The organism is Streptomyces sp. NPDC003635 (assembly GCF_053587635.1).
Genome location: NZ_JBSFOK010000075.1, coordinates 1 through 19,596, shown reverse-complemented (window position 1 = coordinate 19,596; position 19,596 = coordinate 1). Strand labels below are relative to the sequence as shown.

General features: G+C 70.6%; 14 protein-coding genes. 6 read left to right on the top strand and 8 right to left on the bottom strand.

Features of this window, described 5'->3' with window-relative positions:
- The first annotated feature begins 5 nt into the window (after positions 1–5).
- From ACWDRW_RS38210 to ACWDRW_RS38200, 3 genes are read left to right on the top strand one after another with little or no spacing between them, the layout of a single operon-like run.
- The gene (locus tag ACWDRW_RS38210; protein ID WP_451732513.1) at positions 6–401 is read left to right on the top strand and encodes a DUF742 domain-containing protein; all 396 of its coding nucleotides are present in this window, start codon (positions 6–8) and stop codon (positions 399–401) included.
- Positions 402–425: 24 nt separating this feature from the next.
- Positions 426–4,043, top strand: a complete 3,618-nt coding sequence (locus ACWDRW_RS38205; protein WP_451732510.1) for a hydantoinase B/oxoprolinase family protein — start codon at positions 426–428, stop codon at positions 4,041–4,043.
- Positions 4,024–4,629 (top strand): GTP-binding protein, encoded by a 606-nt coding sequence (locus tag ACWDRW_RS38200; protein WP_451732507.1) that lies wholly within the window; start codon positions 4,024–4,026, stop codon positions 4,627–4,629. The genes ACWDRW_RS38205 and ACWDRW_RS38200 overlap by 20 nt, the downstream gene beginning before the upstream one ends.
- A 75-nt stretch (positions 4,630–4,704) precedes the next feature.
- Here ACWDRW_RS38200 and glpK read toward each other — a convergent pair whose 3' ends face one another.
- The 5 genes from glpK to ACWDRW_RS38175 all read right to left on the bottom strand — a co-directional run bounded on the left by glpK (position 4,705) and on the right by ACWDRW_RS38175 (position 10,681).
- The gene (glpK, locus tag ACWDRW_RS38195) at positions 4,705–6,216 is read right to left on the bottom strand and encodes a glycerol kinase GlpK (RefSeq protein ID WP_451732505.1); all 1,512 of its coding nucleotides are present in this window, start codon (positions 6,214–6,216) and stop codon (positions 4,705–4,707) included.
- Positions 6,217–6,238: 22 nt separating this feature from the next.
- Positions 6,239–6,964, bottom strand: coding sequence for an MIP/aquaporin family protein (locus ACWDRW_RS38190; RefSeq protein ID WP_451732502.1), 726 nt, complete (start codon positions 6,962–6,964; stop codon positions 6,239–6,241).
- A gap of 327 nt (positions 6,965–7,291) precedes the next feature.
- Entirely contained in the window at positions 7,292–8,941 is a 1,650-nt protein-coding gene (locus tag ACWDRW_RS38185) for an EAL domain-containing protein (RefSeq protein WP_451732528.1), read from the bottom strand.
- A gap of 121 nt (positions 8,942–9,062) precedes the next feature.
- Complete coding sequence (locus ACWDRW_RS38180) at positions 9,063–10,253, bottom strand: lipid-transfer protein (protein WP_451732499.1); 1,191 nt, start codon at positions 10,251–10,253, stop codon at positions 9,063–9,065.
- Positions 10,250–10,681 (bottom strand): Zn-ribbon domain-containing OB-fold protein, encoded by a 432-nt coding sequence (locus tag ACWDRW_RS38175; protein WP_451732496.1) that lies wholly within the window; start codon positions 10,679–10,681, stop codon positions 10,250–10,252. Before ACWDRW_RS38175 ends, ACWDRW_RS38180 begins: the two co-directional genes overlap by 4 nt.
- Positions 10,682–10,851: 170 nt before the next feature.
- Here ACWDRW_RS38175 and ACWDRW_RS38170 point away from each other — a divergent pair, with 170 nt between their 5' ends.
- On the top strand, positions 10,852–11,385 hold the full coding sequence (locus tag ACWDRW_RS38170; protein WP_451732493.1) for an NUDIX domain-containing protein: 534 nt from the start codon (positions 10,852–10,854) through the stop codon (positions 11,383–11,385).
- A 2-nt stretch (positions 11,386–11,387) separates the two neighbouring features.
- On the opposite strand, the gene ACWDRW_RS38165 is transcribed toward ACWDRW_RS38170, so the two are convergent.
- On the bottom strand, positions 11,388–13,754 hold the full coding sequence (locus ACWDRW_RS38165) for a glycoside hydrolase family 31 protein (RefSeq protein WP_451732490.1): 2,367 nt from the start codon (positions 13,752–13,754) through the stop codon (positions 11,388–11,390).
- Positions 13,755–13,967: 213 nt separating this feature from the next.
- Here ACWDRW_RS38165 and ACWDRW_RS38160 point away from each other — a divergent pair, with 213 nt between their 5' ends.
- The gene (locus ACWDRW_RS38160) at positions 13,968–15,935 is read left to right on the top strand and encodes an acetoacetate--CoA ligase (RefSeq protein WP_451732487.1); all 1,968 of its coding nucleotides are present in this window, start codon (positions 13,968–13,970) and stop codon (positions 15,933–15,935) included.
- An 86-nt stretch (positions 15,936–16,021) separates the two neighbouring features.
- The gene (locus ACWDRW_RS38155) at positions 16,022–16,915 is read left to right on the top strand and encodes a hypothetical protein (protein WP_451732484.1); all 894 of its coding nucleotides are present in this window, start codon (positions 16,022–16,024) and stop codon (positions 16,913–16,915) included.
- Between the two features lie 68 nt (positions 16,916–16,983).
- On the opposite strand, the gene ptsP is transcribed toward ACWDRW_RS38155, so the two are convergent.
- A complete protein-coding gene (ptsP, locus tag ACWDRW_RS38150; protein ID WP_451732481.1) occupies positions 16,984–18,654 on the bottom strand; it encodes a phosphoenolpyruvate--protein phosphotransferase in 1,671 nt (556 codons plus the stop codon).
- Positions 18,655–18,733: 79 nt separating this feature from the next.
- The gene (locus tag ACWDRW_RS38145) at positions 18,734–19,183 is read right to left on the bottom strand and encodes a PTS sugar transporter subunit IIA (RefSeq protein ID WP_451732478.1); all 450 of its coding nucleotides are present in this window, start codon (positions 19,181–19,183) and stop codon (positions 18,734–18,736) included.
- Positions 19,184–19,596 lie beyond the last annotated feature (413 nt).

Below are 19,596 nucleotides of genomic sequence, written 5' to 3'. Positions count from 1 at the left end.
ATGACATGAGCGCAGACGGTCAGGGAAGAAGCCACTGGTTCGACGACGAGGCCGGACCGGTCGTCCGTCCGTACGCCATGACGCGCGGCCGTACCACCAGTGCGGCCCAGCACCGCCTGGACCTCATCGCGGTGGTCGTCACGGAGTCGCACGCGGACGATCCGGAAGCGGATGTGACCCTGTCCCCGGAACATGTGGACATCGTCGAACTGTGCCGTGGCGCCCCGCAGTCGGTCGCCGAACTCGCCGCCGAACTCGATCTTCCCATCGGTGTGGTCAGGGTCCTCGTGGGAGACCTGGTGGCCGGGGAACTCGTGCATGTGAACCGGCCTGTTCCCCCGGCGGAACTGGTCGACGAGAGTATTCTGCGCGACGTGATCAACGGCCTCCGGGCGCTGTGACCGGCGCGGAAGCGGAGTACTGACGTGACTGGCTGGCAGTTCTGGGTCGACCGAGGCGGCACCTTCACCGACATCGTCGCGCGTCGCCCCGACGGCCGGCTGCTCACGCACAAGCTGCTCTCGGAGAATCCGGCGCGCTACTCCGACGCCGCCGTCGCGGGTGTACGCCTGCTGCTGAACGGCTCCGAGGAGCCCGTGGACGCCGTCCGCATGGGCACCACCGTCGCCACCAACGCGCTCCTGGAGCGCACGGGCGAACGCACGCTCCTGGTCGTCACCCGGGGCTTCCGTGACGCCCTGCGGATCGCCTACCAGAACCGCCCCCGCATCTTCGCCCGCCGCATCGAGCTCCCGGAGCTGCTCTACGAGCAAGTCGTCGAGGTGGACGAACGGATCGCCGCCGACGGCACCGTCCTGCGCGCCCCCGACCTCGAAGCCCTCACCGAGCCACTGCGACAGGCCTACGACGACGGGATCCGGGCCGTCGCCGTGGTCTGCATGCACAGCCATCTCCACCCGGCCCACGAACAGGCCGTAGGCGGCCTGGCCGACCGGATCGGCTTCCCCCAGATCTCGCTGTCCAGCGAGGTCAGTCCGCTGATGAAGCTCGTCCCGCGCGGGGACACGGCCGTCGTCGACGCCTACCTCTCGCCGGTGCTGCGCCGCTACGTCCGGCATGTCGCCGACGAACTCCACGGCGTGCGGCTGATGTTCATGCAGTCCAACGGCGGCCTCGCCGAGGCCGGGCAGTTCCGCGGCAAGGACGCCATCCTCTCCGGCCCCGCCGGCGGCATCGTCGGCATGGCCCGCATGTCGCAACTGGCCGGATTCGACCGGGTCATCGGCTTCGACATGGGCGGCACCTCCACCGACGTGTCGCACTTCGCGGGCGAGTACGAACGCGTCTTCACCACCCAGATCGCCGGGGTCCGGCTGCGCGCCCCCATGCTGGACATCCACACCGTCGCGGCGGGCGGCGGATCCGTCCTCCACTTCGACGGCTCCCGCTACCGCGTGGGTCCCGACTCGGCCGGCGCGGACCCCGGCCCCGCCTGCTACCGCGGCGGCGGACCGCTCGCCGTGACCGACGCCAACGTCATGCTCGGCCGCATCCAACCGGGCCACTTCCCCCACGTGTTCGGCCCCGACGGTGATCAGCCGCTCGACGCGGAACTCGTCCGCGACCGGTTCGCCGATCTGGCTCGCGAGATCCGGGAACGGACCGGCGACGACCGCACCCCGGAGCAGGTCGCCGAGGGCTACCTCCAGATCGCCGTCGCCAACATCGCCAACGCGGTCAAGCGGATCTCCGTGCAGAAGGGCCACGACGTCACCCGCTACGCCCTCACCACCTTCGGCGGCGCCGGTGGCCAGCACGCCTGCAGGGTCGCCGACTCGCTCGGCATCCGCACCGTCCTCGTCCCGCCGATGGCCGGTGTCCTGTCGGCCCTCGGGATCGGGCTCGCCGACACCACGGCCATGCGCGAACAGTCCGTCGAGGCCCCCTTGCAGGCCGAGTCCATGGCCGGCGTCCTCAAGACCGCCGACGACCTGGAGGCCGCCGCCCGCTCCGAACTCCTCGCCGAGGACATCCCCGAGGAGCGCATCCAGGTCACCCGCCGCGCCCAACTCCGTTACGACGGCACCGACACCACGCTCACCGTCGAGCTGACCCGGCCCGACACCATGCGCCGCACCTTCGAAGAACGTCATCGCGCCACGTACTCCTTCGTCCTCGACCGCCCGATCGTGATCGAAGCCCTCTCCGTCGAAGCCACCGGCATCACCGAACCCCCCGATCTCTCCACCCTGGCCACCCACCGGAGCCGCACCGCCGCCCCGGCCACCGTCCGCCTCCACACGGGCGGCGCCTGGCGTGACGTACCCCTCCACCGCCGCGAGGACCTTCCTCCCGGCGAATCCGTCACCGGGCCCGCGATCATCACCGAGGCCGGCGCGACGACTGTCGTGGACGACGGCTGGCGGGCCGCGACGACCGACGACGGGCATCTGGTCATGGAACGCGCGGCGACTACGGAGAGTTCCGATCTCGACACAAGAGCAGATCCTGTTCTGCTCGAGGTCTTCAACAACCTCTTCATGTCGATCGCCGAACAGATGGGCGCCCGCCTGGAGTCCACCGCTCAGTCCGTCAACATCAAGGAGCGCCTGGACTTCTCCTGCGCTCTCTTCGACCCGGACGGAAACCTGGTGGCCAACGCCCCGCACATCCCCGTCCACCTGGGCTCGATGGGCACCAGTGTGAAAGAGGTCATCCGACGCAGGGGCGACGCGATGCGGCCGGGGGACACCTACGCCGTCAACGACCCTTACCACGGCGGCACCCACCTGCCGGACGTCACCGTGATCACTCCCGTCTTCGACACACAGGGTGACCGCATCCTGTTCTACGTCGCCTCCCGTGGCCACCACGCGGAGATCGGAGGCATCGCCCCCGGCTCCATGCCGGCGAACAGCCGCACCATCGAGGAGGAGGGCGTCCTCTTCGACAACTGGCTGCTGGCCGAGGACGGCCGGTTCCGGGAGGCGGAGACCCTCCGGCTGTTCACCGAGGCGCCCTACCCCTCCCGCAACCCGAAGACCAACCTCGCCGACCTGCGCGCCCAGATCGCGGCCAACCGCAAGGGCGTCGACGAAGTCGCCCGCATGATCGAGGACTTCGGCCTCGACGTCGTCCAGGCCTACATGCGGCACGTCCAGGACAACGCGGAGGAAGCGGTCCGCCGCGTGATCGACGCCCTCGACGACGGCCAGTACGCCTACGAGACCGACTCCGGCGCCGTCATCCGGGTGCGCGTGCGCGTCGATCGCGGAAACCGCTCGGCCACCGTCGACTTCACCGGTACGTCGGCCCAGCTGACCACCAACTTCAACGCACCCTTCTCCGTGGTCAACGCGGCCGTCCTGTACGTTTTCCGCACCCTCGTCGACGACGACATCCCGCTCAACGACGGATGTCTGCGCCCTCTCGACATCGTCGTACCGCCGGGCTCCATGCTCGCCCCGGAACCGCCGGCCGCGGTCGTCGCGGGCAACGTGGAGACCTCCCAGGCGATCACCGGTGCCCTCTACGCGGCGCTCGGCGTCCAGGCCGAGGGCTCCGGCACCATGAACAACGTCACCTTCGGCAACGAACGCCACCAGTACTACGAGACCGTCGCCTCCGGATCCGGCGCGGGTGACGGCTTCCCCGGCGCGCCGGTCGTGCAGACCCATATGACCAACTCGCGGCTCACCGACCCCGAGGTTCTGGAGTGGCGACTTCCGGTGCTGCTGGACGAGTTCGCCGTGCGGCGCGGCAGTGGCGGGGAGGGGCGGTGGCGCGGAGGGGACGGCGCGGTGCGCCGGATTCGCTTCCGTGAGCCCATGACCGTCTCCACGCTCTCCCAGCACCGCAGGGTCCCGCCGTACGGACTGGAGGGCGGCGGGCCGGGCGCGCTCGGCGCCAACCGGGTGGAGCGCGCGGACGGCACGGTCACCCCCCTCGACGGCAGCGACGCGGCGGACGTCGGCCCCGACGACGTACTCGTCATCGAAACCCCCGGCGGCGGAGGCTACGGCCCACCGTCGCCCGACCCCCATCAAGCAGGAGAAGAGATCGATGATCTTCGGGCGTTCTGAGCGCGGCAAGCCCCCGGTCGAGCCCGTCACGCTCAAGATCCTCGTGGCCGGCGGCTTCGGGGTGGGCAAGACCACCCTGGTCGGCGCGGTCAGCGAGATCAGGCCGCTGCGCACCGAGGAGTTCCTCACCGAGGCAGGACGCCCGGTGGACGACACCAGCGGTGTGGAGGGCAAGAACACCACCACCGTGGCGATGGACTTCGGCCGCATCACCCTGCGCGAGGACCTCGTGCTGTACCTCTTCGGCACGCCCGGCCAGGAGCGGTTCTGGTTCATGTGGGACGAGCTCTCCGAAGGCGCGCTCGGCGCCGTCGTCCTGGCCGACACCCGCCGCCTGGAGGACTGCTTCGCCGCCGTCGACTACTTCGAGCGGCGCTCCATACCCTTCCTCGTCGGCGTCAACTGCTTCGAGGGAGCGGCCCGCTACCCCGCGCAGGACATCCGCCAGGCCCTGGACCTCGACGAGGACGTACCGCTCGTGCTGTGCGACGCCCGAGACCGGGAGTCCGTCAAGGAGGTCCTCATCGGCGTCGTCCAGCACGCGATGGCCTACGCCGCGGACCGCAGAGAGCCCGCCAACACCTGAGCCGGCGTGCGCACGGCCCGTACCCCCGCCGACCGGGGTACGGGCCGCGGCCTGTGAAGCTCCACGCACGCGTGCCTACTCCTCGCCGTCCGCGAGCCAGCCGAAGCTCTTCTCCACCGCCTTGCGCCAGTTGCGGTACTCACGGTCCCGCACGGAGGACTCCATCGACGGCCTCCACTCGACGTCCTTCTGCCAGTGCGCCTTGAGCTCGTCGAGGTCGTTCCACACACCGGTCGCGAGGCCGGCGGCGTACGCGGCGCCCAGGCAGGTCGTCTCGGAGACCCTGGGCCGGATCACCGGGACGTCGAGCACGTCCGCCTGGTGCTGCATGAGCAGGTTGTTCTTCGTCATGCCGCCGTCCACCTTCAGGGTCGTGATCTGCACCCCGGAGTCCTGGTACATGGCGTCCACGACCTCGCGCGTCTGCCAGCTCGTCGCCTCCAGCACCGCGCGGGCGAGGTGCGCCTTGGTGACGTACCGGGTGAGCCCGGTGACCACCCCACGCGCGTCGGAGCGCCAGTAGGGCGCGAACAGGCCGGAGAACGCGGGCACGATGTACGCGCCGCCGTTGTCGTCGACACTCGCCGCCAGGGATTCGATCTCGTCCGCGGTGCGGATGATGCCGAGCTGGTCCCGGAACCATTGGACGAGCGCGCCCGTTATGGCGATCGACCCCTCCAGGCAGTACACCGGCGCTTCACTACCGATCTTGTAGCCCATGGTCGTCAGCAGCCCGCTCTTCGACGGCACCGGCCGGTTCCCGGTGTTGAGCAGCAGGAAGCTGCCCGTGCCGTACGTGTTCTTCGCCGTGCCCACGTCGTAGCAGGCCTGCCCGAACACGGCCGCCTGCTGGTCACCCAGCGCGGAGGCGACCGGCACTCCGGCGAGCTGGCCGACGGCGGTGCCGTACACCTCGGCGGAGGACCGGATCTCGGGCAGAACCGCCTCGGGGACGTTCATGGCGGCGAGGATCGAGGAGTCCCATTGCAGGGTCTCCAGGTTCATCAGCATGGTGCGCCCGGCGTTGGTGACATCGGTGACGTGCCGGCCGCCGTCCGTGCCGCCGGTGAGGTTCCAGATCAGCCAGGAGTCGATCGTGCCGAAAGCGATCTCACCGCGTTCGGCCCGGGCCCGCAGACCGGGGACGTTGTCCAGCAGCCAGGCCGCCTTGGGCCCGGAGAAGTAGCTGGCCAGCGGCAGCCCGGTCTGCTCGCGGAAACGGTCCTGCCCGTCCGAGCCGCCGAGCTGGTGGCACAGGGCCGAGGTGCGGGTGTCCTGCCAGACGATCGCGTTGTGCACGGGCTTGCCCGTCGCGCGGTCCCACAGGACGGTCGTCTCCCGCTGGTTGGTGATGCCGAGCGCGCTCAGCTGGTCCGCGCGCAGTCCGGCCTTGGCGATGGCTCCGGCGACCACCGCCTGCACCTTGGACCAGATCTCGGTGGCGTCGTGCTCCACCCAGCCCGGCTTGGGGAAGATCTGGCGGTGTTCGCGCTGGTCGACGGCGACGATGGCGCCGTTCTGGTCGAAGACGATGCAGCGGCTGGAGGTGGTGCCCTGGTCGATAGCGGCGACGAACTTGTCCGTCATGACGTCCCCTTCGTCGGTTCCTTCAGAAGGCTGCGTTGAAGATGAGCCCGGACAGCGCCCCGCCGATCAGCGGTCCCACGACCGGTATCCACGCGTAACCCCAGTCCGAGGTGCCTTTGTTGGGGATCGGCAGGACGGCGTGCGTCAGCCGCGGGCCCAGGTCACGGGCCGGGTTGATGGCGTATCCGGTGGGGCCGCCGAGCGACAGACCGATGCCGACCACCAGGAAGGAGACGATCAGGATCGACGTGCCGGACTCGCCGAGCCCTTCGGTCAGTCCGAAGGCGAGGATCGGCAGCACGAGACCGACGGTCGCGATGATCTCGGTGATGAGGTTCGCCACCGGATTGCGGATCGCCGGCGCGGTGGAGAAGATCCCGAGGGTCGGCTGCGCCTTCTCCTCCTCCGCGTTGGCCTGGAACTGGGCGAAGTAGGCCAGCCAGCACAGCACGGCGCCGAGGATCGCACCGACCATCTGCCCGGCGATGTACAGGTGGACCTTGTCCCAGTCGCCGGTGTCGATGGCGATCCCCAGGGTCACCGCCGGGTTGAGATGCCCACCCGACAGAGGCGCGGCCGTGTACGCCCCGGCCAGTACGCCGAACCCCCAGCCGAACGCGATGACGACCCAGCCCGCGTCCTTGGCCTTGGAGTCTTTGAGTACGACGGCGGCGACGACTCCGGCGCCGAAGAGGATCAGGATCGCTGTTCCGATGACCTCACCGAGGAAGATGTCTCCGTTGCTCATGGCGGCTCCTAGGCCCTGGCCCGAGGTGATCGACCCCGGCCTGGCGTGCAGGGTGCGTTTCCCACGGCGACTTCAGCCGAAGGCAGGGAGGGTCCCGCGCCCCGCCCGGCGTCCGTGACGAGCGTGCCGTCGTCGCATCGCCCGTGGGGGGTGGCTGTGGCCGGATCAGGCCGAGCCCATGCGGCAAGGTGCCTGGTACGCCGTGAATGTACGGCGATGTCGACTGACACCGGAAGTGTTCACCGGTGTCCCAAGGGCGTCAAGGTCGCGGACGGCAACGGTTGAGGGCATGTCCGTACGGCCGAAGGCGCCACCGAGGGGCTGGATTCAGCCCCTGCCCGGCTCGGCGACGGCGCACTGCGCCTGCGGGGCCGCGGCTGCGGCCCCGCGCCGGATCTCGTGACCGGGCAGCCCCGCACGGCCGAGCACCCAGCTGGCCCCGCGCAGAGACTTCGCCGCCTGCTTCAGGGGCGCCAGACAGGCGGCGACCTGCCGATGGTCCAGGACGCTGCCCGGCACGCACAGAACCGTGGCCAGGGACAACGTGACCGGCCGCCCGCCCGCCGACCACGGGACGTCCAGCACGGTGGCGGCCAGCGGATCAAGTCCGTCCGGATCGGCGAGCACGAGGAAATCGTCGCCGCCGATGTGCCCCACGCGCGTGCCGCCCGAAGCGGCGTGCTGCAGCGTTCGCCCCACCGCGCGGATCAGCTCGTCGCCCGCCGCGAACCCGGCGCCGTCGTTGACCAGTTTGAAGTGGTCGACATCCAGCCAACTCAGGGCGAAGGTCCGACCGTCCCGGATCCGCCGGTCCACCTCGCCGGTGATGGCGTCCGAACCGGGCAGCCGTGTCAGGGGATTGAGGCCGGCCGCCTCCTCCACCCGTGACTCGGCGAGCGCTCGCACGAGGTCCGCGAGCCGTACGACGCCCACGCACCGGCCGTACCGGTCCACCACCGCGACGTCGTCGGACGTACGGTCCCGGCCGCCGACCGCCACGACGTCCAGCACCTCCCAGGCGGTGGCGTCGACGCCGACCGTCCGCGGCGCGTCCCCCAGCTTGAACGCGGGCCGGTCGGCGTACAGGGCGTGGCCGTAGCGCCCGGACATGGAGAGCAGGAAGCGGGAGCGGTGCACCGAGCGGACCGGCACCCCGCGGGTGTCCACGAGCACTACCCCTGACACGTCCGGTGAGCCGGTCAGCAGGTTGCGCACCCGACCGGCCGACGCGGTGGCGGGCAGCAGGGCGGCGGGCCGCACGAACTCCCTTACCGCCGGGCCCGAACGCCGAGGCGCCCCACTGCCGGGGCGGCGGGGCGGAACGTATACGTCCGCGGCGGGCAGCCGGGCGGGCGGCGCGAAGAGCTCGCCCTGGGCCAGCTGGGCGCCTGCCGACACCGCAGCCGCGCACTGCCGTTCGGTCTCGACACCCTCCACGCACAGCAGCGCGCCGAGCTCGTCGCACAGGGTCCGCATCGCCCGTACCGCCGCCGACCGGGCCATCAGTGAGGCGTCGAGCTTCACCAGGTCAGGCGCCAGATCGATGAGCAGGCGCAGGGGTACGTCCCCGTCCCCGACGCCGTCCGCGCTGATCCGGAAGCCCTGTTCCCGCAGCGCGGCCACCGCCTCCAGCAGCGCCTGCTGAGGCACGTGGGTGTACGGCGGGACGATGTCGAGGGTCACCTCCCAGGGCCTCCGCCCCGCCTCCCGTACGGCGTCGTGCAGCCGGGCGAGTCCGAGGTCGGCGAGGGTACCGGCGAAGACGTTGACGTGCAGCGGCAGCAGCGTCTCCTTCCGGGCCGCCGCGCGGAACGCCGACACGGCCAGGCCGCTGTCCAGTTCGGGGTCGCGCCGGGCTTCGGCCAGGATGTCGCCGGTCTCGGGACGGGCGAGAACCTCCAGCCCCGCCACCGCACCGGTCGTCAGATTGACCACCGGCTGGAAGGCGAAGCGGAGAGTATCCGTCCAGGAGTACACGGGAAGCATATTGGCGCCCCCTTCATGTGCCCGAGCTCAGTTCATAAGACGTTCACGCAGGATTCCGGCGTGGTCACAGAGCGTTGACGGCTGCCACAGGGGCTCCTTGACCGGTCCGGTATCACCGCACTGCTATCACCGCTGAGCCGTGCCCGAACAGTCCCTGGTTCGCCGATATGCCCACGCGCGCGTCCGCGATCTGCCGCTCGCCCGCGGTGCCCCTCAACTGCCAGGTCAGCTCGCAGACCTGGGCGACGGCCTGGGCGGGAACGGCCTCGCCGAAGGAGGCGAGCCCACCGCTGGCGTTCACCGGGACGCGCCCTCCGGGGCTCGTCACGCCGTCCCGCAGCAACTTCGCCCCCTCGCCCTCGGCGCACAGCGCCAGATCCTCGTACCACTGCAACTCCAGCGCGGTGGACAGGTCGTAGACCTCCGCCAGGGAGAGGTCCTCGGGCCCGACGCCGGCCTCCTCGTATGCGGTGCGGGCGATCGAGGCCCGGAACGACTCCGGTGGGGGCTCCGCCGCGACCGCCGAGTCCGCCGCGATGTCCGGCAGATCGAGGACGGTGTTGGGGAAACGCGGTGTGACCGTGGACACCGCCCGGATCCGCACCGGATCCGCCACACCGTGCCTGCGCGCGAACTCCATGCTGGACAGCACCAGCGCGGCTCCACCGTCCGAGGTCGCGCAGATGTCGAGCAGCCGCAGCGGATCAGCGACCACGGCGGAGGCGGCCACCTCCTCCGCCGTGACCCGCTTGCGGTAGCGCGCGTTCGGATTCAGCGCGCCCATGGCGGAGTTCTTCACCTTGACCAGAGCGAAGTCCTCGGGGGTGTCCCCGTGCACGGCCATCCGCCGCCGCGCGTACAGCCCGAAGTACGTCGGATTGGTCGCCCCGAGGACCCGGAAGCGCAGCCAGTCCGGGTCGTCGGGTCGGTCGCCGCCCGCCGGCCGGAAGAAGCCCTTGGGGGCGGCATCCGCCCCCACGACCAGTACCGTGTCCGCGAGACCGGCCAGGATCTGCGCCCGCGCGGCGCTGATGGCCTGCGCCCCGGACGCGCAGGCCGCGTACACGCTGGTGACCCGGGCTCCCTGCCAGCCGAGGGCTTTGGCGAAGGTCGCTCCGGCGACATACCCCGGATAACCGCCCCGCACGGTGTCCGCGCCGACGACCGATCCGACGTCCCGCCAGTCGAGCTCGGCGTCGGCGAGGGCAGCCCGGGCGGCCGCCACGCCGTACTCGACGAAGCCGCGTCCCCACTTGCCCCAGGGGTGCATGCCCACCCCGAGCACCGCCACCTCCGCCGTCATGTCGTCACCGCCCCCGTCACCGGCCGCCACCGCCAGGTCGTCCAGACCGTCTCCGTGTCCTCATGGAGCACGCCCGGCACGACCTCCACCTCCATGCCCACCGTCAGATCACCGACGGTGACGCCTGGAACGGCCTGCCCCAGCACCACCAGGCGCTCAGCGGCCAGTTCTACAGCGATCAACGTGCAGGGATCCCATGGAAGTTCCGGATTGGTCACATAGGGTGACGGTGGCCGGTATCGACTGTCCGTGTACGACCAGACGCGGCCCCGCCGGGAGAGCGGCACCTCCTCCAGATCGCCCCCCGGGCAGCCGGGGTTGCGGCACGAAGCGTCCTCGCGTGGGAAGAACACCGACGCGCAGACGGAGCAGCGTGTCCCGAGGAGCCGGAAGTGATCGCCTTCCCCGGCGAACCATCCGGCGACCACGGGTGTGCGTGTACGTGACAAAACGCCTCCCCGGAAACGGATCTGACGGAACGTCAGAAGTGTGCCACGGCCGCGCGAGGATGACACCGGCTTCTCCGTCCCCCAGGGACGCCGGACCTTAAGGCCGCCCCCGGAAGAAGTCGTTCCTGTGATCGGATACAGTCCGCCGCGTGTCCGAAACTCAACACCCGAACCCCAACTCCGCGCCCGACTCCCACTGTTCGAGCTGCGGAGCGCCCTTTGGAGAGGGCGCCTCCGGTTGGCCCCGCACCTGCCCGGCCTGCGGCACGGTGGCCTACCGCAATCCGCTCCCGGTCGCCGTCGCGCTTCAGCCCGTGTACGACACCAAGGGCACCGCCCTGGTCGTCATCACCCGAACCGTCGCTCCCGCGCGCGGGGGCATCGCCCTGCCCGGCGGCTACCTCGACGACCGCGAGGACTGGCGACAGGCCGTGGTACGCGAACTCAAGGAAGAGACCGGCATCGACGCCGTGAGCCGGGACGTACGGCTGGTGGACGCGATGAGCTCGCCCGACGGTCATCTCCTGCTGTTCGGGCTGCTCCCGGAGCGGCCGGCCGACGACCTCCCGCCGTCCGCGTCCACGGACGAGACGGAAGGCTGGCACCTCCTGCGCCGCCCCGAGGAACTCGCCTTTCCCCTCCACACCGTGGCCGCCCGCGCCTGGTTCGAGGGCCGCTACTGAGCTCAGGCCCGCGTGAGCCCTCGTATCCGCACCGGGTAGGGAGGCTCGACCGCGCCGCCCTCGCCCTCCCGCTCCACGACCACCCGCCGGCCCTCCCAGCGGGCGACGTACCGCTCCACTTCGGGTTCGTCCCAGCCGTCGCCCGCGTCCGGCACGACCAGGCCACCTCCGGTCCGGCCCCGTGCGGGCGCCCACACCTCCAGCTCCAACCCTCCGTCGTCCCCTCGCACGGGCACCACGGCACCCGCGCGCGCGAGCACCGGGACACGGGACAGCGGCGCGTCGACCAGCACCTGCCCCGGCCCCTCGTACACCTCCTCGGTGACCGTGTCGTACCACCGGCCCCGCGGCAACTGCACCGCACGCTGGTCCGCTCCGGGGGCCAGGACCGGGGCGACCAGCAGACAGTCGCCCAGGAGGAAGGCGTCCTCGCAGTCCCGCAGCCCTCGGTCCTCGGGGGCGCCCCACCAGACCGGCCGCACATAGGGCGCCCCGGTCCGGCGAGCCAGATGCGCCAGCGTCAGGAAGTACGGCAGCAGCCGTCGGCGCTCCACCAGCGCCACGCGCGCGTGCTCCAACACCTCGGGGCCGAACTCCCACGGCTCCCTGCGCCCCGCCCGCAGACTCGCGTGCGTACGGAACAGCGGCAGGTACGCGCCCAGTTGGAACCAGCGCAGATACAACTCGGGAGACGGGCTGCCGTCGAAGCCGCCCACGTCCGGACCCGAGTACGGAATCCCGCACAGACCGAGGCCCAGCACCAGCGACAACGAGGCCCGCAGCCCCGGCCAGCCCGTCGCCACATCGCCCGACCACGTTCCGCCGTAACGCTGGAGGCCGGCCCAACCGGAGCGGGAGAAGACGAAGGGCCGCTCCATGGGCGCCAGTTCGCGCAGCCCCTCGTAACCCGCCCTGGCCATGCACAGCGCGTAGACGTTGTGCGCCTCCCGATGGTCGCCGCCCCGCCCCTCCAGGGCATGCCGGGCAGAACGCGGCAAGGTCGACTCCCCGAACGCCGCGAACGACGTGGGCTCGTTCATGTCGTGCCAGAAGCCGGCGAACCCCTGCGCCAGCCGCTCCTCGTACAGAGAGCCCCACCACTCACGCACACGCGCGCGCGTGAAATCCGGGAACACCGATTCCCCCGGCCAGACGACCCCCTCGACGAGACGCCCGGAGGTGTCCCGCACAAACGCGTCCACCGCCGTCCCGCTGTCGTACACCGCGTTGCCGGAGGCGGCCTTGACCGCCGCGTCGACGATCGACACCAGCCGCACGCCGTCGCGTCGCAGCTCCTCGGCCAGCTGGGGCAGCTTGGGGAAACGCTCGTGATCGACAGTGAACACCTGATGGTCGTCATAGTGGTCGATGTCGAGATGGACGGCGTCCAGCGGCAGCCCCCGCTCCACATAACCCGAAACGATCCGCCGCACTTCCTGCTCGCTGCCGAAACCCCACCGCGCGTGATGGTGCCCGAGCGCCCACGCGGGCGGCAGCGCCGCGGCCCCCGTCAACGAGGCCCACGTCAGCAGCACCCGCGAGGGAGTGCCCACCATGACCCAGCAGCGCAGCGGCCCGCCTTCCATCCGTACCTCGGACGTCCCCGTCCGGTCGTGACCGGAACCGGCCCCCTCCTCGCCTTCCCGCAGCGTCACCGTGCCGTCCCACGAGGTGTCGTGGAAGACCAGATGCGTCGCCGCGTCGGCGACCACCATCTGCACCGGCATCGTGATGTACAGCGGATCGTCCCCCGGCCCGAAGGCGCGGCCGGGGTCGGTGTTCCACAAGCGGTACGTCCCGTCCCGCAGCCGCGGCCCCGAAGCCCGCCCGCCGAGCCCGAAGAAGCGCGCGTCGGCCGCCACCTCGGACCGCTGCATCCACCGGGCCGGACCGCCCTCCACCGGCTCCCACCACCGCGGCGGCAGATCACGGCGCAGCGTCACTCCACCGGGCGTACGCACCTCCACGGCGCCGTGCCGCGAGACCACCACCGTCACCCGCTCGGCCACCACCCGCCAGCCGCCGTCCTTGTCCGGCTCCAGCACGGCCCGCGGATCCGGCTCCGGGCAACGGCCCGCGAGCGCGTACGACGGCTCGGCCTCCGCGCCGTCCCAGCCCCAGAACACGGCGCCGTTCACGGTCACCGTGACGCGCAGCAGCGTCCGGCTGAACCGGAGCACGCCGCCACCCGGCCCGGGCTCCACCCCCTGCACGAGACCCGGCACGCGTGCGCGTTCGGCACCCTTGGCCGGCAGCCCGGCGGCGTCCGCACGCCGCCTGCGCCATGCCGCCCGCACGGTGCGCAACCCCTGGGCCGCCCCCGCAGAAGCGACCACCCTCACCGAACGCACCAGGTCACGACCGTCCATGCTGCTCAGCCTGCCACTGACAGCGCCGTATGGGTGTCCCGTTCAACTGCCGTTCACCCGTGGCGGGACCACATCTTCACGACACGGACTATGTGGGGCGCACCCTGGTGCAGGAGTCGATCACATGGCATCGTCCCTGTCAGCCGCGTCACGCGCACACCCCTGCTCGTGCGCGGACGACGCACACAACGCGCACAGTCCGGGAGCCGCCCCATGTCGACCCTGAACCCCGAGCCGCTCTGGCAGCCGGATCCGGAACGTATCGCCCACGCACAGGTCACCAAATTCCAGTCCTGGGCGGCACAACACCACGGAGCACCGTCCGAGGGCGGCTACGCCGCACTGCACCGTTGGTCCGTCGACGAGCTGGACACCTTCTGGAAAGCCGTCACCGAGTGGTTCGACGTACGGTTCACGACGCCGTACGCGCGCGTGCTCGGAAGCCGCGCGATGCCGGGCGCCGAATGGTTCCCCGGGGCGACCCTGAACTACGCCGAGCACGCCCTGCGCGCGGCCGCGACCCGCGCCGACGAACCCGCGCTCCTGTACGTCGACGAGACCCACGAACCGAGCCCGGTCACCTGGTCAGAGCTGCGCCGCCAGGTCGGCTCCCTCGCCGCCGAGCTGCGCGCCCTCGGGGTACGTCCCGGAGACCGTGTCAGCGGCTACCTCCCCAACATCCCGCAGGCCGTCGTCGCCCTCCTCGCCACGGCCGCCGTCGGCGGCGTGTGGACCTCCTGCGCCCCCGACTTCGGTGCACGCAGCGTCCTGGACCGTTTCCAGCAGGTCGAACCCGTCGTCCTGTTCACCGTCGACGGCTATCGCTACGGCGGCAAGGAACACGACCGCCGCGACACCGTCGCCGAACTGCGGCGCGAACTGCCCAGCCTGCGCGCCGTGGTCCACATCCCGCTCCTCGGCACCGAGGCCCCCGACGGCGCCGTGGAATGGTCGGCGCTCACCAGCACCGACACCGAACCCGTTTTCGAGCAGGTGCCCTTCGACCACCCCCTGTGGGTGCTCTACTCCTCCGGTACCACCGGCCTGCCCAAGGCCATCGTCCAGTCCCAGGGCGGCATCCTCGTCGAGCACCTCAAGCAGCTCGGCCTGCACTGCGACCTCGGCCCCGACGACACCTTCTTCTGGTACACGTCGACCGGCTGGATGATGTGGAACTTCCTCGTCTCCGGCCTCCTCACCGGCACCACGATCGTGCTGTACGACGGCAGCCCCGGCTACCCGGACACGGGCGCCCAGTGGCGCGTCGCCGAACGCACGGGCGCCACCCTCTACGGCACGTCCGCCGCGTACGTCATGGCCTGCCGGAAGGCGGACGTGCACCCGGGACGTGACTTCGACCTCTCCAAGGTGCAGTGCGTCGCCACCACCGGCTCACCCCTGCCGCCCGACGGCTTCCGCTGGCTGCACGACGAGGTCCGCGAGAACCTCTGGATCGCCTCCGTCAGCGGCGGCACCGACGTCTGCTCCTGTTTCGCGGGGGCGGTACCGACGCTGCCGGTGTACATCGGCGAGCTCCAGGCCCCCGGCCTGGGCACCGACCTGCAGTCCTGGGACCCCAGTGGCAAGCCCCTCATCGACGAGGTCGGCGAGCTCGTGGTCACCAACCCCATGCCGTCCATGCCGATCCACTTCTGGAACGACCCCGACGGCAGCCGCTACCACGACAGCTACTTCGACACCTACCCCGACGTCTGGCGGCACGGAGACTGGATCACGGTCACCGCACGCGGTTCGGTCGTCATCCACGGCCGCTCCGACTCCACCCTCAACCGCCAAGGCGTGCGGATGGGCTCCGCCGACATCTACGAAGCCGTCGAGCGGCTGCCCGAGATCAAGGAATCCCTGGTCGTCGGCATCGAACAGCCCGACGGCGGCTACTGGATGCCCCTCTTCGTCCAGCTGGCGCCCGGCGCGGTACTGGACGAGGCCCTGCTGAACCGCATCAAGCAGACCATCCGCGAACAGCTCTCACCCCGCCACGTCCCCGACGAGGTCATCGAAGTACCGGGCGTCCCCCACACCCTCACCGGCAAGCGCATCGAGGTACCCGTCAAGCGCCTCCTCCAGGGCACGCCTCTGGACAAGGCCGTCAACCCGGGCTCGATCGACAACCTCGACCTCCTGAACTTCTACGAGGACCTCGCCCGCAAGCGCACCTGACCCGCAAAGCCCGAGGTCAGACCGATTGTCAGTGCTGGCGGTTACTGTGAGTGAGCATTGATCGACCGCGCACTCAGGGGGAAAACATGGCGTCCGCCGACCAGGAGACCATGCGACGCGTTCTGCGCCGTGAAATCGCCGGCACCATCGGCCTGCTCACCGACGAGCACGACTTCCGCGCCATGCGGCGCTATCGCAGCTTCACCTTCGACGACCACGAGCAATACCTCGAACAAGTCGAGGCATTGCTCAAAACACGAGCCTCCCAGGGCAGCCACACCACAGTGGCGCTCTTCGACCCACAGGAGTACGCCGAATTCTGCGCGGACACCGGCCTCGATCCGGACATCCCGTCCAGCCGCACCCGCTTCACCGCCGAACTCGCCACCACGGGCCCCAGCCTTCCCTACGACGGCCAGCCCCTGGCCGCTCTCGTCCCCGGCCTCATCGACGAAGCCGTCCGCCAGGCCACATGGGAGTACGCCTCCACGCTCCTGACCCGCCTGGGCACCTGTGCCACCTGCGGCGAGGACATCGGCCGGGCCGCGTTCGCCCGGGCCTCGTCCCTGCTCGTGCGCATCCTCGACACCGCCCGGCCCGGCCAACGGCACCTGGTCTGCAGCGTCTCCGGCACACCGGAGGCACTGGTCTCCGTCCTGCACGCCGACGAGGACGCGGGCGGGAACACCGAACTCGACGAGGCCGAAGCCCTCGAGTTCACCACGGTGCTTGCCCTCGGCATCGCCACCCGCAGCACCGGTGGACTCGTCATGCGCACCAGCACCCCCGGCACCACCGACACCATCTATGGCTGGCGGCTGCGCGGAGACGGCCTGGAGCCCCTCACCGCCGGCGAGGTCTTCGACGCTTACTGCACCGACGTCGAATCGGGCGATCTCATCTCTCCGGAGTCCAACGTCGACTACACCGTCCCACCGGACCTCGGAGAGGCGGGAGCGTTCCCCGGGCACACCCACTGACGGCGAAGGGGCGCCCCACCCGAAGGTGGAGCGCCCCTCAGGACCGGGCGCACGCGCCCAAGGACCGACTACTCGCCGGACAGCACGGCCTGCGCCGCGCTACGCGCCTCGTCGGCGCTGTCGGCCGCCCGCGCGGCGGCCGCGGCGCGCTCGCACTGCGCCAGCGTGTACTTCGCCAGGGTCGCCCGCACATAAGGAATGGACGCCGAACCCATGGAAAGGGAGGTGACACCCAGACCGGTCAGCACACACGCGAGCAGCGGGTCGGACGCGGCCTCACCGCAGACGCCACAGCTCTTGCCCTCGGCCTTCGCCGCCTCGGCGGAGAGCGCAACCAGATCCAGCAGCGCCGGCTGCCACGGATCCTGCAGTCGGGACACGGCGCCCACCTGACGGTCCGCGGCGAAGGTGTACTGCGCGAGGTCGTTGGTGCCCAGGGACAGGAACTCGACCTCCTGCAATATCGAGCGCGCCCGCAGCGCCGCCGACGGGATCTCGACCATCGCGCCGAACTTCGCCTGGAGCCCGGCGGCACGGCAGGCGTCCGCGAACGCCTTGGCGTCGGCCCGGTCGGCCACCATCGGGGCCATGACCTCGAGGTAGACCGGCAGGCCCTCCGCCGCCTTGGCGAGCGCCGTCAGCTGGGTGCGCAGGACCTCCGGGTGGTCCAGCAGCGTGCGCAGGCCACGGACACCCAGAGCCGGGTTCGGCTCGTCGGCCGGGGTCAGGAAGTCCAGCGGCTTGTCCGCGCCGGCGTCCAGGACGCGTACGACGACTCGGCCCTCGGGGAAGGCCTCCAGCACCTGACGGTAGGCCTCGACCTGCTTCTCCTCGGACGGAGCGTTCTTGCTGTCGTCGAGGAAGAGGAACTCGGTACGGAAGAGACCGACACCCTCGGCGCCGGCCTCGACCGCGGCGGGCACGTCCGCGGGGCCGCCGACATTGGCCAGCAGCGGCACCTTGTGACCGTCGGCCGTGGCACCGGGACCGGTCGAGGCGGCCAGCGCCGCCTTGCGCTCGGCGGCCGCGGACTCGAGCTGTGCCTTCTTCTCCTCGCTCGGGTGCACGAAGATCTCGCCGGTGCTGCCGTCGACGGCGATCATCGTGCCTTCGGCAAGCTCGCCCGCTCCGGGCAGAGCCACCACGGCGGGGACACCGAGAGCCCGCGCCAGGATCGCGCTGTGGCTGGTCGGCCCGCCCTCCTCGGTGACGAATCCGAGAACCAGAGTGGGGTCCAGCAGCGCCGTGTCGGCCGGCGCGAGGTCGCGTGCGACCAGGACGTAGGGCTCGTCGCTGTCCGGCACACCTGGCATCGGAACGCCGAGCAGGCGGGCGACGATACGATTCCGCACGTCGTCGAGGTCGGCCACCCGGCCGGCGAGGTACTCACCGGCGCTCGCCAGCAGCTCGCGGTACGCGGCGAAGGCGTCGTACACCGCACGCTCAGCCGTGCTGCCGACGGCGATACGGCGCTCCACGTCCGCCATCAACTCGGGGTCCTGGGCCATCATGGCCTGGGCCTCGAGAACCGCCTGGGCTTCGCCCCCCGCCAGATTGCCGCGCGCCATCAGGTCGGCTGCCACAGCCTCCACGGCCTTACGGGCGCGCCCCTGCTCGCGCTCCGCCTCCTCCGCCGGGATCTGCTTGGCCGGCGGTTCCAGCACGGCCGTGCCCATGTGCCGAACCTCGCCGATCGCCACACCGTGGCTCACGCCGACGCCTCGCAGCGTTGTCTCCATCTCACCCGTCTCCGTTAGTGCGGCGGGTCCCGCCGCCGCGGTGGTTGTCCCTACTTGCCGTCGCGGGACGGCGCTGATGTCACTGCCAGTGGAAGAGGCTGTCGCCGGCCTTCACATCGCCGTCCTCGCGGAGTTCGCCGAGCGCCTCGGCGGTGGCCTCAAGGGCGACGACCGGGCAGACCGGGGACTTGCCGGCGGCCTCGACGGCGGCCGGGTCCCAGCGCACCACGGCCTGGCCGCGGGTGACGGTGTCGCCCTTGGCGACGAGCAGCTCGAAGCCCTCGCCGTTGAGCTGCACGGTGTCGATGCCGAGGTGGGTGAGAACGCCGTGGCCCTGCTCGTCCACTACTACGAACGCGTGCGGATGGAGGGAAACGATGACTCCGTCCACGGGGGAGACGGCCTCGGCGGCCTCACGAATGGGGTCGATCGCTGTACCCGGGCCGACCATGGCCCCGGAGAAGACCGGATCGGGCACTGCTGCCAGTCCGATGGCGCGTCCGGCGAGCGGGGACGTCACGGTGGTCATGGGAAGCCTCCCAGGGGTGGAGATCTATATGGGCCGTCACTGCCTGTACCGGACGGCGCACTGTTCAGCAGGGTATGTCATAAGAAGTACCGGTTCCGCTTGGAGGCGCCGCTGGTGGTCTAGACCATAACCCCAAATGATTTGCGCGCGCTCCACGGCCCCGTGTACAGTCGTACTCCTGCTTGCGACTGAGTGACGCGAACCAAGCATCCTTGCCGGGCAGCAACCAACTTGTCAGATCCTATCTCGGGGTCGCCTTCTGCATGCCCGCAGGACGGTGGTGAGAGAGACGGAAAAACCCTGATAGAGTTTGGAAACACCGAAGGGAAGCCCGGAGGAAAGCCCGAGAGGGTGAGTACAAAGGAAGCGACCGTTCCTTGAGAACTCAACAGCGTGCCAAAAATCAACGCCAG